The organism is Allobosea sp. WAO (genome assembly GCF_001509835.1).
Taxonomy (GTDB): Bacteria; Pseudomonadota; Alphaproteobacteria; order Rhizobiales; family Beijerinckiaceae; genus Allobosea.
The window spans coordinates 12,587-32,798 of record NZ_JXTJ01000028.1; the positions used below are offsets into that span (position 1 = coordinate 12,587).

A 20,212-nucleotide genomic window follows, 5' to 3' on the forward strand; every position below is an offset into this window, starting at 1 on the left:
GCCGCGCGGTCAGTGCTGGCCGAGATAGAGCTCCGCCGCCTTCGGATCGTCGAGGAGGCTCTTCGCGGCGCCTGTGAGCGCCACCTTGCCGCCGTCGAGGATGCAGCCATGGTCCGAGATCGCGAGCGCCTGGCGCGCGCGCTGCTCGACGACGAGAACCGAGACGCCGAGTTTGGGCAGGCGCCGGATCAGGTCGAAGGCCTCGGCGACCTTGGCGGGAGCAAGCGCCGCCGTCGGCTCGTCGAGGATCATCAAGCCGGGGCGTGTCATCAGGGCGCGGGCGAAGGCGAGTTGCTGGCGTTCACCGCCGGAGAGCGACCCGGCACGGGCGCGCTTGCGCTCGCCCAGCAGCGGGAAGGCCTCGAAGAGCTCGCGGATGCGCTGTGCCTGGTCGCGCACGCCGACCACGACCTGAAGATTCTCCAGGATGCTCATCGAGCCGAAGACGTTAGCGACCTGCGGAACATAGCCGATGCCGGCCGCGATGCGGTCTTCCGTTGCGAGCGGCAACAGGTCACGTCCCTCGAACAGGAGGCCGCCGGAGACGCGGGGCAACAGCCCTACGATCGCCTTGGCGAGCGTCGACTTGCCGGCGCCGTTGGTGCCGGCGACCGTCAGGATCTCGCCCTTCTGCAGCGACAGCGAGATGCCGTTGAGGATGTCGACCTCGCCGTAGCCGCCACGGACGTCCTTGATGTCGAGCAAGGTCACGACACGCCTCCAAGATAAGCCTCGCGCACGACCGGATCTTCGAGGACTGCGGCTGGGGCGCCCTCGGCCAGGACCTTGCCGCGATCCATGACCGCGAGCCGCGGCACCAGGCGGGTCAGCGCCTCCAGATCGTGCTCGATGATGACGAAGCCGATGCCGCGCGCATTCAGCTCCTTGATCCGCTCCATGATTTCACCGATCAGCACCGGATTGACGCCGGCGAAAGGCTCGTCGAGCAGGATCAGCTTGGGCTGGACCATCAGGGCACGGCCGAGTTCCAGCAGCTTCTTCTGCCCGCCCGAAAGCTTGCCGGACGGCACGTCGGCGACCTTGTCGAGCTTGAGGAAGGCCATGGTGCGCTCGACCGTCTCGGCGATGGCAGCCTCCTCCGTGCGGACCTGGCCAGGACGGAAGAACAGGCCAAGCAGGCTCTCCCCGGTCTGATCGGGGGCGGACGCCATCAGGTTCTCGCGCACCGTCAGATGCGAGAACTCGCGCGGAACCTGGAAGGTGCGGAGCATGCCGGCACGAGCGCGCTGCGGCGGGGAGAGCGCGTCGATCCGATTGCCGTTCAGTCGAACCTCGCCGGCATCAGCCGCGACGAAGCCGGAGATAACGGAGAACAAGGTCGACTTGCCGGCACCATTGGGGCCGATGATCCCGAACAGGGCGTCCGTCTCGATGGTCAGACGTACGCCGTCCAGGGCCCGAAAGCCGCCGAAGGACTTGGTGATGTCGCAGATTTCGAGGCTCATCGCTTGGTGTAATCCCCCATGAGCCCCTGGGGCCGATAGATGATGAACAGGATCAGCAGCAGGCCGACGAGGCCGATCCGGACCGAGGCCATGTCGACCTCGGAAATCCAGGGAACGACGTCACGGATGAAGCGCGAGCCCTCGAGAAAGGCCATCAGGATGACGGAGCCGATCACTGCGCCGGAGACGCGGCCGACGCCGCCCATGATGATCGCCATCCAGACATAGAAGGTGACGAGCGGGATGTACTGCTCGGGCACGATGTAGGTGATGTAGTGCGCGTAAAAGGCACCGGCGATGCCGGCCAGCGCCGCGCCGACCACGAGCACCTGGATCTTGAAGCGCGGCGGATCCTTGCCCAGGGCCTGCACGGCCTCCTCGTTGTCGCGGATCGCCTCGATGATCCGTCCGAAGGGTGAACCCGCGATCCGGCGGATCATCCAGGCGGCCGCAACCGTGACGGCGAGGATGGTGGCGAAGGTCGCGATCTGGCCTGCCGCACCGCCGAGGTCCGAATAGAGCCGCGGAATGCCGGGGATGCCCTGCACGCCATTGGTCAACCAGCGCTCGCTGGTCAGGATGATCCGCACGACCTCTGAGAAGCCGAGCGTGACGATGGCGAAGTAGTCGTCGCGCAGGCGTAGCGAGACCAAGCCGATAGGCCAGGCCGCGATGCCGGCGAGGAGCGCGGCGCCTGCGAAGCCGACAATGAAAGGCGCGCCGTTCATCACGAGCAGCGCGCTGGTATAGGCGCCGATCGCGAAGAAGCCGACATGGCCGAAGTTGATCAGGCCGGTGAGACCGTATTGCAGCGTCAGCCCCAGGCTGAGCAGCACGTAGATCAGCGCGATGATGCCGATCGCGACGAGATAGGCTTCCATCAGCGCACTCCCTCGACGCGGCCGAACAATCCGCGCGGCCTGACCAGCAGGACGGCGAGCATGATCAGGAAAGCAATGGCGATCTTGTAGGTGAACCCGACGAAGGGGGTGGAGAACTCCTGCATCGCGCCGAGGATGAGCCCGGCGACGACTGCGCCGACCGGCGAGCCGATGCCGCCGAGGATCGCCGCGGTGAAGGCCGGCAGCAGCATCTCCCAGCCGAATTCAGGGGTCACGATCGTCTTCATGCCGAGCATCATCCCGGCGATGCCGGCGACTGCGCCAGCAAGCAGCCAGAGCGCGACCATGACGCGGCCGGGGCGGATGCCAGAAACGCGGGCAAGGTCGCGATTATCGGCGACGGCGCGCATCTGCCGCCCGATCGCAGTGAGATAAAGCAGACCGAACACCGCAATCAGCGTCACCAGGGCGACGAGCGCCATCTGCAGGTCGAGCGGCAGGATGCGAAGCCCACCGAAGATGTAAGGCCGTGCCAGCGGTATCTGGAACACCTGCTGGCCGTGGCCGAAGGCGACGCCAAGCACCGCCCGCAGCAGGAAGGCAATGCCGATGGAAGCGACGAGAAGCGCGACGACGGAGCGGCCGGCGAGCTTCCGGAACACGCTCCAGTAGGCGAGGAGCAGCACGATGCCGGTTGCACTGGCGGCGCCAAGCCCGGCGACGATGAAGGAACCGCTGGCCTTGTGAGCGGCCAACGCCGCATAGGCGCCGAGCGTCATGGAGTCACCGGTCGCGGCATTCGGGAAGCGCGCGATCCCGAAGACGAGCGTGATCGAGAGCGCCGCCAGGCCGATGACGAGGCCCTGGAACAGCCCGTTTACGAAAAGTTGAGCGTAAAACATGAAACAACCTGGTCGAGCATCGCAGCGCCTGGAACCGGCAACCCCTGCAGGCGATGGCCTGCAGGGGCGCTGCGTCAGATGTTGACGACGTAACGGCGGTTGAGCTTGCCGCCTTCGATGAAGAAGACGCCGAAGGACGGGGAGACGTCGCCGTACTGGTCGAAGTCGAGCACCGAGGAGGCGCCCTCGAAATTGATCTTGCCCTTCTTCAGCGCTTCCTTGCCCTCGGCATAGCTGTAGACCTTCGTGCCCTCGGGGTTCGAGACTTCACGGATCTTGGCGTTGATCGCCGCCGTTTCGGTGGAGCCGGCCGCCTCGATCGCCAGAGCGAGCGCATGGACCATGTCCCAGGTCATGGCGCTGAAGATGTTCGATTGGCCGGACTGCCCGGTCGCCTTTTCGTAGACCTCGGCATAGGCCTTGAACGACGGCGCCGTCTCGTTCGAGATCGAGTCGACCGAGATCACGCCTTCGACCACCTCCGGGCCGGTCGCCTTGACCAGGTCGGGGTTGGCGGCCCAGCCGGGGATGATCCACTTGACCGGCTGCCCGCTCTGGAACCACTCGCGCATGATGATCGTGGTATCCGACAGATAGGAGCCGGTGACGATCACGTCCGGGTTGGCGGCGAGGACCTTCTGCAGCTCGGAGCGATAGGATGGCTGGTTCGGCTCATAGACGACGTTGGCGACGACCTTGTTGCCCTTCGCTTCCCAGGCCTTGCGGAAACCTTCGGTGTTGCCGATGCCGGAGGCGTTGTTGAAGGCCATGGTGGCCGGGCGCTTGAAGCCTTCCTTGGCGCAGATCTCGGCGAAGGCCCTGCCGAAGCGATCGTTGGTCGCCTGGAACCGGTAGGACAGTCCCTTGGCGTTGGCCGGCGGAACCGAGAGCGCAGGCGCGCCCGAGGTGTTCATCAGGATGATGTTTGCATCGTTCGTCAGCGGCACGACCGCGAGCGAGACGCCGGAGGACCAGGTGCCGAGAATGGCCTGGACCTTGTTGACGTCGATCAGCTTCTTGGCGGCGAGAACGCCGGCCTGCGGGCTGGTCTGCGTATCCTCCGAGACGACCTCGATCTTGCGGCCGGCCGCGCCGCCGGCGGCGTTCACGATCTCGGCCGCGGCGGTGATCATCTTCTGCATGCCGGAGCCGTAGGGCGCGCCGGCGCCCGTCACCGGGCAGAGCGCGCCGATGCGGAAGACACCCTGCGGCTGGGCCCGCAGGACGGAAGGCGCCGCGATGAGCGCCGAAGCGGCTCCGAGGGTGCCGATGAACTGACGACGGTTGGTGGTCATGGCCTGTTCCCTTTTAGGTTAGTTCAGCTCGTTCTTGATGAAGTCGCCGCTCTTCATGATGATCGGCAGGTGCCCCCCCTGCCCCGTCAGCAGCGAGAGATCGGCCAGCGGATCGCCGTCGACCACGATGAGGTCGGCGTAGGCATCGGGCGCGATCACGCCGATCTTGCCGGGCATGCCGATCAGCTCTGCTGCGTTGACCGTTGCCGAGCGGATGACCTCGATCGCGGGAAGAACGCGCCCGCGGATGACGAACTCTTCCGACTGGTGCCGGTGCATGGCGCCGAGCAGATCCGTACCGTAGGCCATTTTCACACCCGCCTGGCGCATGATCTCGAGAGACTCCAGGCCGCGCAGACGGACGTCGTCGATCTTGGCGACCGATGAAGGCGGCAGGCCGTAGGAAGCCCCTTCATTGTTCAGCGCCTCATAGGTGACGAGCGTCGGGCAGGCGATCGCGCCCCGCTCATGCATGAGGCGGGCCGTCGCCGCCTGAATGAGGTTGGCATGCTCGACCGAGCGCACGCCGAGCTTCACGGCCCGCGCAATGCCCTCATCGGTATAGAGATGCGCCGCGACATAAGTCTGGGCGTTGTGGGCCTCCTCGACGATCGCGGTGATCTCGGCATCGCTGAAACCGAGGAAAGCGATCGGATCGGTCGGGGACGCGATGCCGCCATTCGCCATGATCTTCACGAACTGGGCGCCCTGGCGGATTTCGTCGCGCGCGGCGGCACGGCAGGCGTCGACGCCGTCACAGACACGGCCGAGCGAGCCGAGCTGATGGGTCTGGTAGTCGGGCCGGCGGTTGTCGTAGCGGCCTCGGAAATCGGCATGGCCGCCCGTCTGCGACAGGGCCTTGCCGCAGATGACGAGGCGCGGTCCGACATAGAGGCCCTGTTCCTGCGCCTCGACGAGGGCATAGGTCGCGCCGCCGACGTCGCGAACGGTCGTAAAGCCGCGCTGCAGCATCTCGCCCATCAGCTTCACCGCCTGCAGGGCGACGAGCGCATCCGGGAGCATCGCGTTCTGGCCGAAATTCGCCGAGTTGGCGATGACATGGACATGGCAGTCGATCAGGCCCGGCATCAGCGTCCGGCCCTTGAGATCGATGCGCCGCGCGCCGCCATCGGCGATCGGGCGGTCGGAGACCTCGCGGATCAGGCCGCCCTCGACACGCACGAAGCGGTCGTGCTCGCCTTCGGGGCTGGTGCCGTCGAGCAGCCTCGCATTCTCGAAAATGATAGCCTGTGTCACGGGTGCATGCCTTGCTTGGTCGGATCGGAAATGGCGCCCTCGCCGGCGCGGATCTGCTGCGAATGCCCGGCCAGAACGGTCTTCCAGAAGCCGAGAAGTCGCGCGTAGTAGGCGGGATCGTCGCGCAGGATGGTCTGCAGGCTCATGCCGCGCATCAGGCAGAGCGTGGCGTTGAAGGCTGCCTCGACCTCGGGCTTCTGCAGGCCGGTTCCGTCGAAGAAGTCCTGCCAGGTACCGTCGAGGGCAGCGTGGAACTCGCGCGTCACCGAAACCAGTTGCTCGCGCAGATAGGGATTGTGCCGGGCGGCGGTCACATGCTCGAGCGTCACCAGGAACAACCGGCCGGAGAACAGCTCCCACATCCGGTCGACGAAGTCGGACAGGGACAGGCTGCCGGCCTTGACGAGCTCGGCAACACGGCGGATCTCGCCGATCCAGCTCTGCAGCAGATGGCTCACGGACTGGACGATCAGATCGTCCTTGCCGGAAAAGTGATGGTTGAGCGCGCCGCGGGTGACGCCGGCGCGTGCCGCAATCTCGGACGTCGTCGCGAGCGCATAGCCGCGCTCCACCAGCAGGTCGAGCGTCGCGTCGATGAGACGCGCCCGCGTTTCCGTCGAGCGTTCCTCTTGCGTCCGGCGCTGCTTGTCGGCTGATGGCGGCATGGATGAACCTTAGCAGCTAGAAACAAACAGACAAGTATGCATGTTTGTTTTTCCCGATGTTGCGCGCGGCGATGCCCGCGGGACACAAAGATGCGGAAGCGGATGGAGCGACGACGATGCGGATCATGATCGGAGACGAGGATTTCGAGCTGCGCATCGACGGCCCCGACGCGGCGCCCGCGCTGCTGCTGTCGAACTCGCTCAGTTCGGACATGTCGATGTGGGAGGACCAGATTCCGCTCTGGTCGCAAAACTTCCGGGTGATCCGCTACGATCAGCGGGGCCACGGAGGCAGCACCGTTTCCCCCGCGCCCTATTCAATGGAACAATTGGGCCGGGATGCGCTTCGCGTGCTCGATGCGCTCGGCGTGCAGCGCGCGCATTTCTGCGGGCTCTCCATGGGCGGCATGGTCGGCATGTGGCTGCTGACCCATGCGCCGGACCGGGTCGAACGGGCGGTCCTCGCCAATACCGCCGCCTATATGGGCCCGGCCGATCTCTGGAACGGGCGGGTCGCTGCGGCCGAAGCCGGCGGCATGGAAGCGCTTGTCGATGCGACCATAACGCGCTGGTTCCCGGAAACCTTCCGGACTGCCGCACCTGAAACGATCGAGCGCATGCGGGCCATGATCCTGAGAACGCCCGCCGTCGGGTATCAGGGATCATGCCTGGCGATCCGCGACATGGATCAACGGGAAACGATCAAGGCAGTCCGAAATCCGGTGCTCGTGATCATCGGCTCGAAGGATCCGGCGACGACCCCGACCGATGGCGAGGCCATCCTCGCAGCGATTCCCGGCGCACGGAAATGCGTTCTGGACGCCGCGCACATCTCGAATATCGAGCAGGCCGCGGCTTTCGGCGCTGCAGTCGATGCCTTCCTTCTCGGCGGATAGCCCGGCCACAATAGGCGAGCAGGCGATTGAAGAGCACGCCGTCAGCCGATCCTGCGCGCGCCTTCATGCGCAAGGCCAGAAGCGCTCCGTCCAGGACGCTTGGCGCCAGGTCGGATGTCTCGTCGAAGCCATCGCCCGAGGAGAATGCGCCGACGCCGAACATGATTTGGTCAGAACACGAAATGCACTAGCGACTCGAATGACGATCGCGCCCCGGCCGGCTCCGCTGAATCGAGGATTGCAGCACCATCGCGCGGACAGCGCAGCCCGAGCTGCGCCGCCTTGAACAAAGCACCGGAAGCCTGACTCTGATCCTCGCAACGGCCGCTGTCTTCGAGACGCTCAACAGCGCCAGCAGGCGACGTACGCCCTCATTGCCCAGGTTTCGGCTCGCAGCGTGTCCGGCAATGCCAGCGGGATCGTCATAGATCTTGCGACGTTCCGGCGTGCCGAGCAGCCTTAGCAGTCCGGCTCTCAGGCTGTTTTCTCTCGGCTTCGGCAGTCAGGGTCGCCGTGAGCCAATCCACGAACATCCTCGCCGTCTTCGTCTGGCCGCGCGCGCCCATAGGAATAGCGGAGAGCTTGTCGGGGAACGGCGCGAAGCCGCAAGGCGCGATCAATCGCCCGGAAGCGAGTTCCTCCGTCACCATCCGTTGTTCGACCAGGGCGAGGCCGAGCCCGGCCGCAGCCGCCTCGATGCAGAGATGGGTGTGCGGGAACCCGCGCTCAAAGCGCTGCAGTGTCGTGACCCCGGACAGCTCCTGCCAGCCCGTCCAGGCGCGCGATGTGAATTCATGCGCGATCCGCGTCTCGAACGACAATCGTCGGTCAGCGAGCGAGAAGGCATAGGCCGGGGCACAGACCGGGCCGAAATTGACCGGCGCGAGCGGTACCGCGCCTTCGACGTCGGCGGCAGAATACGAGGCCAGATCCCAGGCTATGATGAGATCGGCGCCTTGCTGGCGGATCTCGCGAGCCGAGGTCATCGAGAGCCGGATCTTGAGTTCCGGATTTTCCCGATAGAGTCCGGCCAGGCGGGGCACCAGCCAACGCATCGCGAAGGTCGCGCTGCAGGCGACGTGCAGAGCCTCGCCGGAGGCTTGTGCGAGCACGCGCTGCCAGCCTTGCTCGAGGTCTTCGAACGCCGCTGCAACCACGTCCCGCAAGGCCTGCCCATGACGATTCAGCCTGATGCCGGTGCCCTCCCTGTCGAAGAACGAAATCCCGGCGCGTTCGTGCAATGACCGCAATTGCCGGCTGACAGCGCCATGGGTCCGCCCCAGTTCCTCGGCGGCGCGCGTAACCGACCCAAGCCGGGCGACCACCTCGAAGACATGGAGGGTTGACAGCGGCGGCAGCCGCGACCGCGTCGGCCTATCGTGAGCTGAATTCACCAATGCTGGAGCATTCCTCGATTTATTAGCGAGCAAGTGCAGCCTACACGCGGGAGGCTCGCGGGACTAAGCGCATTTCGGTTCTTCGCGCGAACAGATCGGCCGGAGATGAGGAGCTTTGGGAATGGCAAGAAGAGCTGACGGCAGCGCAGGCGACGCCGACTACGGACGGATCGGTGCGGGCTATACCAATTTTCGCCAGCCGGAACCTGTGATCGCGCAACGCATCGAGGAGATGCTCGGTTCGGCGCACAGCATTCTCAACGTCGGCGCCGGCGCGGGCTCCTATGAGCCGCGCGGCCAAAATCTGACGGCGGTCGAGCCGTCCGCCTCGATGCGGGCGCAGCGGCCGGCCGAGCTGCCTCAGGCGATCGATGCGACGGCAGAGGCGCTCCCCTTTGCCGACGACAGTTTCGATGCGGCGATGGCCAGCTTCACGATCCACCAATGGCGGGACCTGGAACAGGGGCTGTCGGAAATGCGCCGGGTCACGCGTGGACCGATCGTCATCCTGTCCTGCGATCCGCAGCGGGTGTGCGATTTCTGGCTGAACGACTATGCTCCCGATGTCCTCGCGACCGAGGCGCGGCGCTATCCCTCGCTGGAACGGATCACTGAGACGCTCGGCCACACGACCCAGGCCCTCCCGGTTCCAATTCCGCTGCATTGTCGCGACGGCTTCAACGAGGCCTATTTCGGCAGGCCCGAAATGCTGCTGCTGGAGGGCGCGCGGCAGGCGAACTCAGCCTGGAGCTTCGTCGCGCCGGATATCGTCTCCACTGCGGTTGCAGCCTTGAAGGCCGCTATCGAATCCGGCGCGTGGGACACTCGCCACGGGCATTTGCGCGACCAGCCCTTCTATGATGGCTCCTTGCGCCTCTTCGTCGCGCAGGGCTGAAAGTCCCGGACCTGGCCAGCACCGCGCTCGCCGCTGCCGCAAGGCAGCGGAAAACCCGCGCCTGACTCGGCCAGGAGCCGCCCGAAAAGGCTTGGCGAGAGGAAGCGGCGCGCGCCATTCAAGACGAGGCAACGCAGGAAAGTTCGTGCCCGGCTCAGGGCACGCGCCCATTCCGATCGGTTCACTAAGCGGGAGCGAAAGCGCCTGCTCGATCAGCGCCGCTTGATCTGGTCCTGGCGCTGGTGCCCGCCGCCCAAGAACTGGATGAAGGCCGGCGGGATCTCGATGAAGGCTTCAGCCTCCTGGCGGATGTCGAACTCTGCGATGGCCTCGGTCAGCAGCTCGAATTCGCGCTCACCTTGCGAGCCCTTCGGAGACGAGATCAGCTTCGCAGCCCGCAGTACCGCTGTCTTGCGATCTTCATAGGTCGTGATCGTCACGGCGTCGGCGTTAGGCATGATACCACCTCATCGCTACGCAACCTTGACCGGCACGCTAGCGATCGACGCACTGATTGACGAGTCGTTTTGTGCCGCGCGCAGCGCGACCGTCGACGGCACTCAGGCCCACCGTACGCGGCCAATCGCACTGCCCAGCCCATCGGCTCGACACGATCCGATGGGCTGGGCCCTGCCCCACGCCCCCCTTTCCGAGGCTCTCCGATCCCGCACGCAGAGCTCAGCGACTTGCGCTTCGGCGCGAAAGCCGCGGTCAACCTGCGTCGCGTGGCGGCGCGCTTCCAGGCGATGCCGATGCATCGTCCGCGCAACCCAGCGCAAAGAGTGGAGGTTATTGCGTGCTACACAGTCTCGGCCGGGCGTCAGGGAAGGCGTCTGGCCCGGCTGGCGAGAATCGCGTCTGCTGGCCTGCCCGAGGACGGACATCGCCGACCTATGACGCTCGCCCTGCTCAGACGTGCGCTTGATCCCGCCAAAGTCACGGTAGTCGCCGGCTCGCCCGAGGTCGACCAGCTGGTGACCCAGATCCGCTCGGGACCATATCGCGGCGCACTCACCGTGCTTCCAGGCGTGGATGCTCTTCCAGCGCTGGCGTCCTCCGATCTCCTCATCGCTCCCTTCGCGGTTGCCGAGCAGGTGTTGGCGGCCGCAGCAGGGCGCAATTGTGCGGGGCTGCTCGTGCCGGATGGGGCCGATGACGATGGCCAGCGGCTGGGGAGCACGGCCGAGGCCTGCGGCATAAGATTGATCGGACCGGGCTCGCTCGGCCTCGCCGCGCCCCGTCTCGGCCTCAATGCCACCGCCGTTCCGGTGCAGCTGGCGGCCGGCTCGGTCGCGCTCATCGCACAGTCCAATTCCGTAGCGGCAGGGATCCTGGCCTGGGCCGCGAGGCGCGGCATCGGCCTCTCCGGCGCGGTGATCCTCGGCGGATGCGCCGATGTCGATATCGCCGACGCGCTCGATCATTTCACCGCCGATCCGTCGACGCGCACCATCCTGCTGGCGATTGACGCCGTCACCGATGCCCCGCGCTTCTTGTCATCGGCCCGCGCCGCCGCCCGGATCAAGCCTGTCCTGGTCCTGAAGCCGCCGCGCCTCGAGCCGCCATGGCCCGCCCTGACGCATTCTGCCCTGATCGTTACCCGCGACGCCGCGCATGACGCGGCGTTTCACCGGGCCGGTTTGCTGCGGCTCAACGATCTCGACGAGCTCTTCGCGGCTGCCGAGACGCTCGGGCGCGCCCGCGCCGCGGATTCCGGCCGGCTGGCGATCGTCAGCAATGGTGACGGGCTGGCGGCGCTCGCCGCGGCCCGAATGCGGCAATCCGCCGGCGCGGGCCAGCTGCTCCGGGAGCCGGAGGTCGTTCGGACGGCGCAGGACTATCGGGAGACGGTCACTCGCCTTCTGGCTCGGAGCGACGTCGACGCCGTCCTGGCTCTCAACGCGCCCCTGGCGCCCGACGACTCCGCAGATTGCGCGCGCGCCGTGGCCGAGGCCCACGCGTCCCCAGCATTCCGCAAGCCGGTTCTCGCTGTATGGGTCGGCGGCGGGGAAGAGATTTCGCGGATCTTCGCATCGGCCGGCATTCCCTCATTCGCAACGGAACAGGCGGCGGTCGTCGGCTTCCAGCACCTGACCCGGCACGCCCGGCTGCTCAAGGAGCTGATGGCGAGGCCGCCCGCGCTCGATGAGAGTGACCAGCCCGACATCGATGCCGCCGCCGCACTGGTCGATCGAGCCATGGAGCAGGGTCGCACCTGGCTGGAACCGGATGAGGTCACGCAGCTGCTCGTCCTGTTTCGGATTCCGACGCTGGGCCTCGTGATCGCGGCCGACGCCGCGGCCGCGGCCGACGCGGCCAGGGCGCATTTCGCGGCCGGCCGCACCGTCGCGCTCAAGATCGTCTCTCCCGATGTCGCCCATAAATCGGATGTCGGCGGGGTCGAACTCGAACTCGCCAACGAGCAGGCCGTCCGGGACGCCGCGGATCGTATGGCCGAGCGTCTGCGGCAGCTGCGTCCGGAGGCCCGGTTTGGCGGATTCGTCGTGCAGCCCATGGCGCACCGTGCCAAGGCGCGCGAGCTGATCGCGGGGTTCTCGGTCGACCCATGCTTCGGCCCGGTCATCGTTTTCGGACGCGGCGGCACGGCAGCCGAGCTCATCGCCGATACGCAGGTCGCGCTGCCGCCGCTTGATCTCGCCTCGGCGGAGAGCCTGATCGCCCGGACAAGGGTTTCCCGCATCCTCGCCGCCTATCGCGATGTTCCTGCTGCCGACCGGCGCGCGATAGAGGCCGTTCTCGTAGCGTTGGGCAACATCGCCTCGGCGCTTCCCCAGATCCGCGCCATGGATCTCAACCCGATCCTCGCCGACGCCAACGGCGTAGCCACCGTCGATGCGCGCGTCGTGCTGGAGCTGGACCCGGCTCGCCGCCAGCGTCCAGCGATCCGCCCCTATCCTAGCAGCTGGACGCTGCAGCTTACGCTCGGCGAGCGGCGGTTCTTCATCCGCCCGATGAAGCCCGAGGACGAACTCCTGATCGGCGCGATGCTGGCGCGCGTCACCTCGGAAGACCTGAGACTGCGGTTCTTCGCACCGCTGAAGACATTCAGCCACGCTTTTCTCGCCCGCCTTACCCAGCTCGACTATGCACGCGAGATCGCATTCATCGCCATTGAGGAGGAGAGTGCGGAGGCTGCAGGCGCCGTTCGGCTTCATGCGGCCCCCGGTCATGCCGAGGCTGAGTACGCGATTCTGCTGCGTTCCGACCTGAAAGGTATCGGACTCGGCCGCGCGCTGATGGAGCTGATCATCGACTGGGCCAAGGCCGAGAAAGTGCATCGCGTCCATAGCCAGGTCCTGGCGGAGAATGGACCGATGCTCGCGCTCTGCCGCGATCTGGGTTTCGAAATTACGGCCGACCCCGACGATATTTCCATCAAGCACGTTGCTCTGGACCTGCGCGCCTTCGACCGCTCCGCGGCAGCCAGGCCCTGATTGTCGGGTTGCGGCAGCGAGCCGGAGGACCTGGCCACATACCCACAGCGCGACTGAGCGCCCCAGAGCATTTTCGAGCGAAGTGGATACCGGCTTGCGTGAAGAAGACGCGGTAGAACGACAACCAGAGCGCTTCCGCGCTTCAACGAAACACGGAAACGCTCTAGGCGATCCGCTCCAGCGCAACCTCGATGGCGGCGAAGATCGTCTCGATCTCTTCGGGTACGATCACCAGCGGCGGCGACAGCACCAGCGTGTCGCCGGCATTGCGGATCAGCACGCCGGCATCGAGGCAGAGCTTGTTCGCCTCCCCACCCCTGGCGCCGTCGGCGCCCGGGCGCGGCGCGAGATCGATCGCGCAGAGCATGCCGGCAGTGCGGATGTCGACGACATGGGCCACGCCCTTCAGTAGATGCGCCCGCTCCTCCCAGAGCGGCAGCACCTTGGTGAGCCCGCCCAGAATGTCCTGCTCGGCGAAGACATCGAGCGTCGCGAGGCCGGCGGCGCAGGCGAGCGGATGGGCCGAATAGGTGTAGCCGTGGAAGAGCTCGATCGCCTCGGGCGGCCCGGCCATGAAGGCCTCGTAGACATGGCTGGCGACGAGGACGCCGCCCATCGGCACCGCGCCATTGGTCATGCCCTTGGCGCAGCTCATCAGATCCGGCCTGACGCCATAGGCCTGCGCAGCGAAGGGCGCGCCAAGCCGGCCGAAGCCGGTGATCACCTCGTCGAAGATCAGCAGGATGCCGTGTCTGTCGCAGATCGCGCGCAGGCGTTCGAGATAGCCTTTCGGCGGCGGATAGACCCCGCCCGAGCCTGTCACCGGCTCGACGATGACCGCCGCTACCGTCTGGGGATCATGGATCTGCAGCAGGCTCTCCAGGGCCTCGGCCGCGGCGAGCCCGCCTTCGGGGCGGCCGCGCGAGAAGGCCATGCTGGCGCGATCATAGGGCAGCGGCAGATGCGCGACATCGGGCAGCAGCGGCCCGAAGGCAGCCTTGTGCCGGCCGATGCCTGAGACCGAGAGCCCGCCCCAGCCCATGCCGTGATAGCCCTTGGCCCGGCCGATCAGCTTGGTGCGCGAGGCCTGGCCGCGCGCCTGATGATAGGCGCGGGCGATCTTCAGGGCGGTGTCGACCGCCTCCGAGCCGGAGTTGACGAAGAAGACATGGTCGATGCCTTCGGGCGCGAAGTCGGCGAGCCGCGCTGCATAGGCCTGCGCGTCGGGATGGCTCATCTTGAAAGAGGAGACGAAGTCGAGCCGGCCGGCGGCGGCGCGGATCGCCTCGGTGATCTTCGCCTGCCCGTGCCCGGCATTGACGCACCAGAGACCGGCCATGCCGTCTAGCACGCGCCGTCCGTTCGGGGTGATGTAGTGCATGCCCTCAGCCCGCTCGAACAGCAGCGGCGCCTGCCGGAAGGCGCGCATCGGCGTGAACGGCATCCAGAACGCGTCGGGAGCGTTGTCGCGGCGGCTTTCGGCGGCAAAGGCATGCGCGGTCATCGGCTGGTCCTCGCTACGGATCGCCGCATAATGTCTTTCTTAAATTCAAAAGACAATATCGTAGATATTGACTCGCTTCAGTCCAGCCCGTCCGGCCGACGCAACTGCATGGCGCGCTGGAGATGGCTGCGCATCAGCGCACTGGCGAGTTCGAGATCGCCGGCCTCGATCGTTGCGAGCATCTGCAGGTGCTCGCGGCTGTTCACCACGACGCGCTGATAGCCATAGGTCCAGTCGTAATTGGAGAGCCGGCGCATCTGGTTCTGGCGGCGGATGGCGGAATGAATGAAGCGGTTGCCGGAGGCCGCTGCCAGCCCCTCGTGAAAATCGGCGTTCATCTCGTAGAAGCCGATCGCCGAGCTCTCCTTCCAGGGCTGCGACAGCGTCAGCTCGTGCCGGGCCCGCATCTCGTCGATCCAGCCCTGCTCCAGCGCGAAGCCGGGTTCCAGGAAGGTCATCGGCTCGATCAGCAGGCGGAAGCGGTAACGCTCGTCATGCGCCGACTGGTCGCGCGCCTCGTGCAGGAAACGCCAGCCATAGCCGCGCTTGCGCTCGACCATGTCGAGATCGGCGAGCCGCGTCATCAGGCGCTGCACCTCGGGACGCCCGAGCTCGTAGCGCCGCATCAGCTCGAGCTCGGAGATCTCGTCGGGCAGGCGTCCGCCATGGCGGTCCTGCGCGACCTTGACCATGAGGAGCTCGGTCTCGTCGGCGGTCGCTCCTGCATCAGCCGGCCCCTCGGGAGTGCTTAGCAGCTCGACACCCTTGTTCGGATGCCGGCGCACCAGCCCCTGCCGGGCGAGATGGTCGATCGCGGCGCGGACAGGCGTGCGCGAGACGTTGAGGCGCCGCGCCGCGCTGTTCTCGTTGAGCCAGGCGCCCGCTTCGAGCCCATCCTCGCGGACCATGCGGAGGATCCGCTCGGCGATCTCCTGCTGTAGCCGTGTCGGCGTCGTCATTGAAAGGCTCTTGATTGTCTTAGTTCGAAATGAAATACATTATGAATTGACGCAGCACCAGAGAGAACGCGGAGTTCCCGCCATGGTCGAGCCCTTTCCCTTCGTCGATGTCTCGGGCGCACCCTATGAACGCGGCCGGCAGCATGGTGCGGCGGTGCCGAAGCGCGTCAAGCGCTCGATCGAGCTTTATGGCGGCCAGCTCGGCGATCTCGGCTATGACGCCGCCGCCAAGTCGCGCCTGATCGGTGAGTTCGCCCGCGAGATCGAGGCCTTCGGCAAGCATTACATCGAAGAGATGCGCGGCATCGCCGATGGCGCCGGCGTCGCCCTCGAAGACGTCATCATGATCAATGCCCGCACCGAGGTGATCGCGAAGGCGAAGCTCGAAAAGAGCAAGCCGGTCGGAGCGGAGGAGGAACTCGACGATGGCTGCACCGGCGCAATCATCCTGCCCGAGCGCAGCGCCTCGGGCGAGCTGATCCACGGGCAGAACTGGGACTGGAAGGCCGAATGCGCCGAGACGGCGATCGTGCTGCGCGTGCGCCGCGATGACGGCCCGGATTTCCTGACCTTCGTCGAGGCCGGTGGCCTCGCCCGCTGCGGCATGAATGCCGCCGGCATCTCGATCACCGCCAATTATCTCGAAAGCGAACGCGACTTCACGCAGGTCGGCGTGCCGCTGGCCCTGATCCGCCGCAAGGTGCTGGAGCAGGAGCATTTCGCCTTCGCGATCAAGGCGGTGGCGACGACGCCGAAGGCCTGCTCGAACAACATGATGCTCTCGACCGTCGCCGGCTTCGGCATCGACTTCGAATGCGCCCCCGACGCCGCCTTCCCGCTCTATCCCGACGACGGGCTGATCGTGCACGCCAATCACTGGGTCGGTCAGGTCGCCCTGACCAAGATAACCGATACCGGCATCCCGCGCGTGCCCGAGAGCTTCTATCGCGACTGGCGCGTCAGGAAGCTACTCGACGAGGCCGGTCGCAAGCTCACGGTCGATGATCTCAAGCAGGCCTTCTTCGATGATTTCCTGGCGCCGCATTCGGTCTGCCGCCCGCCACGTCCCAACGATACCGGCAACCTCTCGGCGACCGTCTCGATGGTGATCATGCAGCCGGCCAAGGGCACGATGGAGGTCGCGCCGCTGCCAGCCCTCAACCGCGTTTTCACGCGCTACAGCCTCACCGACGAGCCGGTGACGCTGGCGCTCGCCGCCGAATAGGGCGGTCGGAAGGATCAGGCGCGCAAGGCCGAAGAGGGCGGCCCGCGCCTGCGGAAGAACAACAGGAGGTACGAAAATGGCTCTGAGACCGATCACGGCCGCCTATGCGACCCTGGCCATTGTCCTGGCAGGCCCGGCGCTGGCGGCACCGACGATCAAGGTTCACCTCAACGCTGACATCCGCAGCATCAATCCGGGCGTCAACCGCGACGACAACACCGACGCGGTCGTTCTGCATGTTGTCGAGGGGCTCGTCGCCTATGGCGAGGACTCGGCGGTGAAGCCGCTGCTGGCGGAGAAGGTCGAGGTCTCGCCGGACGGGCTCAGCTACACCTTCACCCTGCGCAAGGGCGTGAAGTTCCACAACGGCGCCGATCTCACCTCGGCCGATGTGGTCTGGAGCTGGAACCGCTACATGGACCCGAAGACCGACTGGCGCTGCCTGTCGGAGTTCGACGGCCGCGGCCGCGCCAAGGTTGAAGAGGTTACGGCGCCCGATCCGGCGACCGTCGTCTTCAAGCTCGACAAGCCAAGCTCGCTCTTCCTCGCCAATATCGCCCGCACCGATTGCGCGATGACCGCGATCCTGCACAAGGATTCGCTGAAAGCCGACGGCTCCTTCGACAAGCCGATCGGCACCGGCCCCTACAAATTCGCCGAGTGGAAGCGCGGCGAGTTCATCCGTCTCGCCCGCAACGAGGCCTATGCCAGCCTGCCCGGCGCGCCCGACGGCTATACTGGCGGCAAGCGCCCCCTCGTCGACGAAGTCCGCTTCATGGTGATCCCGGATGGCGCGACCGCCAAGGCGGCGCTGCTGCGCGGCGACATCGACATCGTGCCGGACGTCGCCAATGCCGAGGTCAAGGAACTCAAGAAGGACCAGCGCATCGGGCTGTCGATCACCCAGAATATGGGTCTGGTCGGCATCCTGCTGCAGACGCGCGACCCGCTGCTCGGCAACGTCAAGCTGCGCCAGGCGATCGCCGCGGCGCTCGATACCGAGGAACTGGTCGCGCAGGTCACCGACGGTCTCGGCAAGCGCAACAACTCGATCGTGCCGGCGATGTCCTCCTATTACGGCGCGGCCCAGGCCAAGGGCTACAAGCACGACCTCGCCGCCGCCAAGAAGCTGCTGCAGGAGGCCGGCTACAAGGGCGAGCCCTTGGTGATGCTGGCGAACAAGCGCTACCCGCAGAGCTTCGATGCCGCCGTGGTCTCGCAGCAGATGCTGCAGGCCGCCGGCATCAACGTCCAGATCGAGGTGCTCGAATGGGCGACGCAGCTCGACCGCTACTCCAAGGGCAATTACCAGCTCCAGGCCTTCCCCTATTCGGCAAGGCTCGACCCGGCCCTCTCCTTCGAATCCGTGACCGGCCCGAAGGCGACGCAGCCGCGCAAGGTCTGGGACAATCCGGAGGCACAGGCGCTGCTCGACAAGTCGATGGTCGTCTCGGACAAGGCCGAGCGCCAGAAGCTGTTCGACGAGCTGCATCAACGCTTCATCGCCGAGGTGCCGATGGTGATGCTCTACAACGGCATCGACGCCGGCGCCTATGGCAAGCGGGTCAAGGGCTACAAATCCTCAATCCTGTCGAAGCCGCGGCTCTGGGAGGTGACCGTCGCGGATTAGGCGGCGCCGACAACCGGCTTTGCGAGCGGTGAGACCTCACCGACCTGTGGGACCAACCGTCAAGACCGCCTACGCTGCGCCGCTGACCTCGATCAGGTCCTTGAGGATGTGCTGGCTGATCAGCTCGGCCAGACGCTCGCCATCCTCGGCGCGGATCGCCGCGACCATGGCGTGGTGGTCCGCGTCGCTGGCGAGCAGGGCCTGATGCGAGGCCCAGACCGTGACCGCCGAACCACGCGAGCGGTCGCGCAGGCTCCAGATCGTCTCCACCAGAACCGGATTGCCGCAATGGGCATAGATCAGGCTATGGAAGGCACGGTTGATCTCGCTCTGCTCAATGCGTGTGCCACTCTGCACCGTCCGGCTGAACTCGTGGGCAAGCCCGTCGAGCCGGGCGAGCGCATCGTCATCCAGCTTGCCGATGACAAGGCGGCAGGCGGCACTCTCCAGGATGATGCGGGTGTCGCGGATCGCGCGGTAGGTGGCGAGATCGACCTCGACGACACGGTAGCCGCGATTGGGCACATGTTCGATGGTCTTGCGTACGGCGAGCTCGTCGAGCGCCGTGCGCACGTCGAAGCGAGTCGCCTGGAAGGCTTCTTCGAGATCGATCTGCCGCAGCCATTCGCCCGGGCGATAGGCGCGGATATGGATCGCCTTGGCGATCTCGTTGGCCAGTTCGCCCTTGGCGCGCTGGCGGGTTTTTGGACGGCTGGCCATGACGGGTCTCTAGAGCAATTCCAGCAGGACTGTGAAGCAGTTTTTGCGTCAGGGACTATGAAAAACAAAGACTTAGGGTGCCGCGATGACGCTTGCAAACCGGCTCGCCTGCTCTGGACGCAGGCGCAGTCGAATCCGGCTTGCAGGCTCCTTCATATCATGCAACAAAATTGGCGCCAATCTTACAGCCAATCAAGAGGCGCCGCATGACCGCTCCCGTCGCAAAGCCCGCCAAACAGGACGACGCGGCCGCCATCGCTCGCGCGCTCTACGATCTCGGCCCGACGCCGGTTGTCGCCTGCAAGGGCGATCCGCGCTTCAGCTATTGCCTCTATGTGCCGAAGACCCTCGGCAAGGGCGGGCAGGCGCCCGAGCTCGTCGTCACCATGCACGGCACCGGACGCGGCTTCACCGGCTATCGCGACGCATTCGAAGCCTTCGGCCGCTGGAACAACTGCATCATCCTCGCCCCGCTCTTTCCGATCGGCGTGATGGGCGACGGCAACCGCAACGGCTTCAAGTACATGGTCGAGGGCGGGGTCCGGTACGACCACATCCTCCTCGCCATGGTCGAGGAAGTCGCCCAGCATTACGGCCTGCGCTTCGACCGCTTCGCCCTGTTCGGCTATTCCGGCGGCGGCCATTTTGCCCATCGCTTCCTGATGCTGCAGCCGAACAGGCTCTGGGCCGCCTCGATCGGCGCGCCGGGCTCGGTGACCCTGCTCGATCCCGCTCGCGACTGGTGGGTCGGTACCCGCAACATGCCCGAACTCTTCGGTGCCGCCCCCGATGTCGAGGCGATGCGCAAGGTTGCGGTCCAGATGATCGTCGGCGCCGCCGATCTCGAGACCTGGGAGATCACCCACAAGCCCGGCGACCGCAGCTGGATGCCGGATGCGAACCATGCCGGCGCAAACCGTCCGGCGCGGCTCGATACCTTGCGCCGCAACTTCGAGGAGCACGGCATCGAGGTGCGCTTCGACCTTGTGCCGAACATGCCGCATGACGGGCTCAAAGCCGTCTCGCGGGTCGAGGACTTCTTTGCCGACGTACTCGCCGAGCGCCGATCCGGCGCGGCCAGAGCGGCCTGAGATCGCCTGCGAC

The 20,212-nt window shown here is 66.1% G+C and carries 18 protein-coding genes; 6 read left to right on the forward strand and 12 right to left on the reverse strand.

Going from position 1 to position 20,212, the window contains the following annotated elements; genetic code table 11:
- Window positions 1–9: 9 nt before the first annotated feature.
- The 7 genes from DK26_RS28055 to DK26_RS28085 all read right to left on the reverse strand — a co-directional run bounded on the left by DK26_RS28055 (window position 10) and on the right by DK26_RS28085 (window position 6,427).
- Window positions 10–711, reverse strand: coding sequence for an ABC transporter ATP-binding protein (locus tag DK26_RS28055; RefSeq protein WP_066480123.1), 702 nt, complete (start codon window positions 709–711; stop codon window positions 10–12).
- Window positions 708–1,466, reverse strand: a complete 759-nt coding sequence (locus tag DK26_RS28060) for an ABC transporter ATP-binding protein (protein WP_066480129.1) — start codon at window positions 1,464–1,466, stop codon at window positions 708–710. The genes DK26_RS28055 and DK26_RS28060 overlap by 4 nt, the downstream gene beginning before the upstream one ends.
- Entirely contained in the window at window positions 1,463–2,347 is an 885-nt protein-coding gene (locus DK26_RS28065) for a branched-chain amino acid ABC transporter permease (protein ID WP_066480139.1), read from the reverse strand. The genes DK26_RS28060 and DK26_RS28065 overlap by 4 nt, the downstream gene beginning before the upstream one ends.
- Window positions 2,347–3,210 (reverse strand): branched-chain amino acid ABC transporter permease, encoded by an 864-nt coding sequence (locus DK26_RS28070; protein ID WP_066480141.1) that lies wholly within the window; start codon window positions 3,208–3,210, stop codon window positions 2,347–2,349. Before DK26_RS28070 ends, DK26_RS28065 begins: the two co-directional genes overlap by 1 nt.
- 74 nt (window positions 3,211–3,284) lie before the next feature.
- On the reverse strand, window positions 3,285–4,505 hold the full coding sequence (locus tag DK26_RS28075) for an ABC transporter substrate-binding protein (RefSeq protein ID WP_066480142.1): 1,221 nt from the start codon (window positions 4,503–4,505) through the stop codon (window positions 3,285–3,287).
- A gap of 18 nt (window positions 4,506–4,523) precedes the next feature.
- Window positions 4,524–5,762, reverse strand: a complete 1,239-nt coding sequence (locus tag DK26_RS28080) for an amidohydrolase family protein (RefSeq protein WP_066480143.1) — start codon at window positions 5,760–5,762, stop codon at window positions 4,524–4,526.
- A complete protein-coding gene (locus DK26_RS28085) occupies window positions 5,759–6,427 on the reverse strand; it encodes a TetR/AcrR family transcriptional regulator (protein ID WP_083533664.1) in 669 nt (222 codons plus the stop codon). The genes DK26_RS28080 and DK26_RS28085 overlap by 4 nt, the downstream gene beginning before the upstream one ends.
- Before the next feature lie 116 nt (window positions 6,428–6,543).
- Here DK26_RS28085 and pcaD point away from each other — a divergent pair, with 116 nt between their 5' ends.
- Window positions 6,544–7,323, forward strand: coding sequence for a 3-oxoadipate enol-lactonase (gene pcaD, locus DK26_RS28090; RefSeq protein WP_066480147.1), 780 nt, complete (start codon window positions 6,544–6,546; stop codon window positions 7,321–7,323).
- Window positions 7,324–7,745: 422 nt separating this feature from the next.
- Here the strand turns inward: pcaD and DK26_RS28095 are convergent, their stop codons facing one another.
- The gene (locus DK26_RS28095; RefSeq protein ID WP_248310135.1) at window positions 7,746–8,717 is read right to left on the reverse strand and encodes a LysR substrate-binding domain-containing protein; all 972 of its coding nucleotides are present in this window, start codon (window positions 8,715–8,717) and stop codon (window positions 7,746–7,748) included.
- A gap of 124 nt (window positions 8,718–8,841) precedes the next feature.
- Between DK26_RS28095 and DK26_RS28100 the strand changes: the two genes are divergently transcribed.
- Window positions 8,842–9,615, forward strand: a complete 774-nt coding sequence (locus DK26_RS28100) for a class I SAM-dependent methyltransferase (protein WP_066480149.1) — start codon at window positions 8,842–8,844, stop codon at window positions 9,613–9,615.
- Between the two features lie 212 nt (window positions 9,616–9,827).
- Here the strand turns inward: DK26_RS28100 and DK26_RS28105 are convergent, their stop codons facing one another.
- A complete protein-coding gene (locus DK26_RS28105) occupies window positions 9,828–10,073 on the reverse strand; it encodes a hypothetical protein (RefSeq protein ID WP_066480151.1) in 246 nt (81 codons plus the stop codon).
- 228 nt (window positions 10,074–10,301) lie between these two features.
- Between DK26_RS28105 and DK26_RS28110 the strand changes: the two genes are divergently transcribed.
- Entirely contained in the window at window positions 10,302–13,070 is a 2,769-nt protein-coding gene (locus DK26_RS28110; protein ID WP_083533665.1) for a GNAT family N-acetyltransferase, read from the forward strand.
- Window positions 13,071–13,233: 163 nt separating this feature from the next.
- Here DK26_RS28110 and DK26_RS28115 read toward each other — a convergent pair whose 3' ends face one another.
- Together DK26_RS28115 and DK26_RS28120 are read right to left on the reverse strand one after the other, a co-directional pair.
- Entirely contained in the window at window positions 13,234–14,574 is a 1,341-nt protein-coding gene (locus DK26_RS28115; protein ID WP_066480161.1) for an aminotransferase class III-fold pyridoxal phosphate-dependent enzyme, read from the reverse strand.
- Window positions 14,575–14,651: 77 nt separating this feature from the next.
- Entirely contained in the window at window positions 14,652–15,533 is an 882-nt protein-coding gene (locus tag DK26_RS28120; RefSeq protein WP_066480163.1) for a GntR family transcriptional regulator, read from the reverse strand.
- 82 nt (window positions 15,534–15,615) lie between these two features.
- Between DK26_RS28120 and DK26_RS28125 the strand changes: the two genes are divergently transcribed.
- On the forward strand, window positions 15,616–16,758 hold the full coding sequence (locus tag DK26_RS28125) for a C45 family peptidase (RefSeq protein WP_066480164.1): 1,143 nt from the start codon (window positions 15,616–15,618) through the stop codon (window positions 16,756–16,758).
- Between the two features lie 76 nt (window positions 16,759–16,834).
- Window positions 16,835–18,388, forward strand: coding sequence for an ABC transporter substrate-binding protein (locus DK26_RS28130; protein ID WP_066480167.1), 1,554 nt, complete (start codon window positions 16,835–16,837; stop codon window positions 18,386–18,388).
- 69 nt (window positions 18,389–18,457) lie between these two features.
- On the opposite strand, the gene DK26_RS28135 is transcribed toward DK26_RS28130, so the two are convergent.
- Window positions 18,458–19,108: a GntR family transcriptional regulator gene (locus DK26_RS28135; RefSeq protein WP_066480173.1), complete on the reverse strand. Its 651-nt coding sequence runs from the start codon at window positions 19,106–19,108 to the stop codon at window positions 18,458–18,460.
- A 206-nt stretch (window positions 19,109–19,314) separates the two neighbouring features.
- On the opposite strand from DK26_RS28135, the gene DK26_RS28140 reads away from it, so the two are divergent.
- On the forward strand, window positions 19,315–20,199 hold the full coding sequence (locus tag DK26_RS28140; protein ID WP_066480175.1) for a hydrolase: 885 nt from the start codon (window positions 19,315–19,317) through the stop codon (window positions 20,197–20,199).
- The last annotated feature ends 13 nt before the right edge of the window (window positions 20,200–20,212 follow it).

Coding starts and splice junctions, on each gene's coding strand:
- DK26_RS28060 (WP_066480129.1), bottom strand. CDS start 1,466: ATGAGCCTCGAAATCTGCGACATCACCAAGTCCTTCGGCGGCTTTCGG.
- DK26_RS28065 (WP_066480139.1), bottom strand. CDS start 2,347: ATGGAAGCCTATCTCGTCGCGATCGGCATCATCGCGCTGATCTACGTG.
- DK26_RS28070 (WP_066480141.1), bottom strand. CDS start 3,210: ATGTTTTACGCTCAACTTTTCGTAAACGGGCTGTTCCAGGGCCTCGTC.
- DK26_RS28075 (WP_066480142.1), bottom strand. CDS start 4,505: ATGACCACCAACCGTCGTCAGTTCATCGGCACCCTCGGAGCCGCTTCG.
- DK26_RS28085 (WP_083533664.1), bottom strand. CDS start 6,427: ATGCCGCCATCAGCCGACAAGCAGCGCCGGACGCAAGAGGAACGCTCG.
- pcaD (WP_066480147.1), top strand. CDS start 6,544: ATGCGGATCATGATCGGAGACGAGGATTTCGAGCTGCGCATCGACGGC.
- DK26_RS28100 (WP_066480149.1), top strand. CDS start 8,842: ATGGCAAGAAGAGCTGACGGCAGCGCAGGCGACGCCGACTACGGACGG.
- DK26_RS28105 (WP_066480151.1), bottom strand. CDS start 10,073: ATGCCTAACGCCGACGCCGTGACGATCACGACCTATGAAGATCGCAAG.
- DK26_RS28115 (WP_066480161.1), bottom strand. CDS start 14,574: ATGACCGCGCATGCCTTTGCCGCCGAAAGCCGCCGCGACAACGCTCCC.
- DK26_RS28120 (WP_066480163.1), bottom strand. CDS start 15,533: ATGACGACGCCGACACGGCTACAGCAGGAGATCGCCGAGCGGATCCTC.
- DK26_RS28125 (WP_066480164.1), top strand. CDS start 15,616: ATGGTCGAGCCCTTTCCCTTCGTCGATGTCTCGGGCGCACCCTATGAA.
- DK26_RS28130 (WP_066480167.1), top strand. CDS start 16,835: ATGGCTCTGAGACCGATCACGGCCGCCTATGCGACCCTGGCCATTGTC.
- DK26_RS28135 (WP_066480173.1), bottom strand. CDS start 19,108: ATGGCCAGCCGTCCAAAAACCCGCCAGCGCGCCAAGGGCGAACTGGCC.
- DK26_RS28140 (WP_066480175.1), top strand. CDS start 19,315: ATGACCGCTCCCGTCGCAAAGCCCGCCAAACAGGACGACGCGGCCGCC.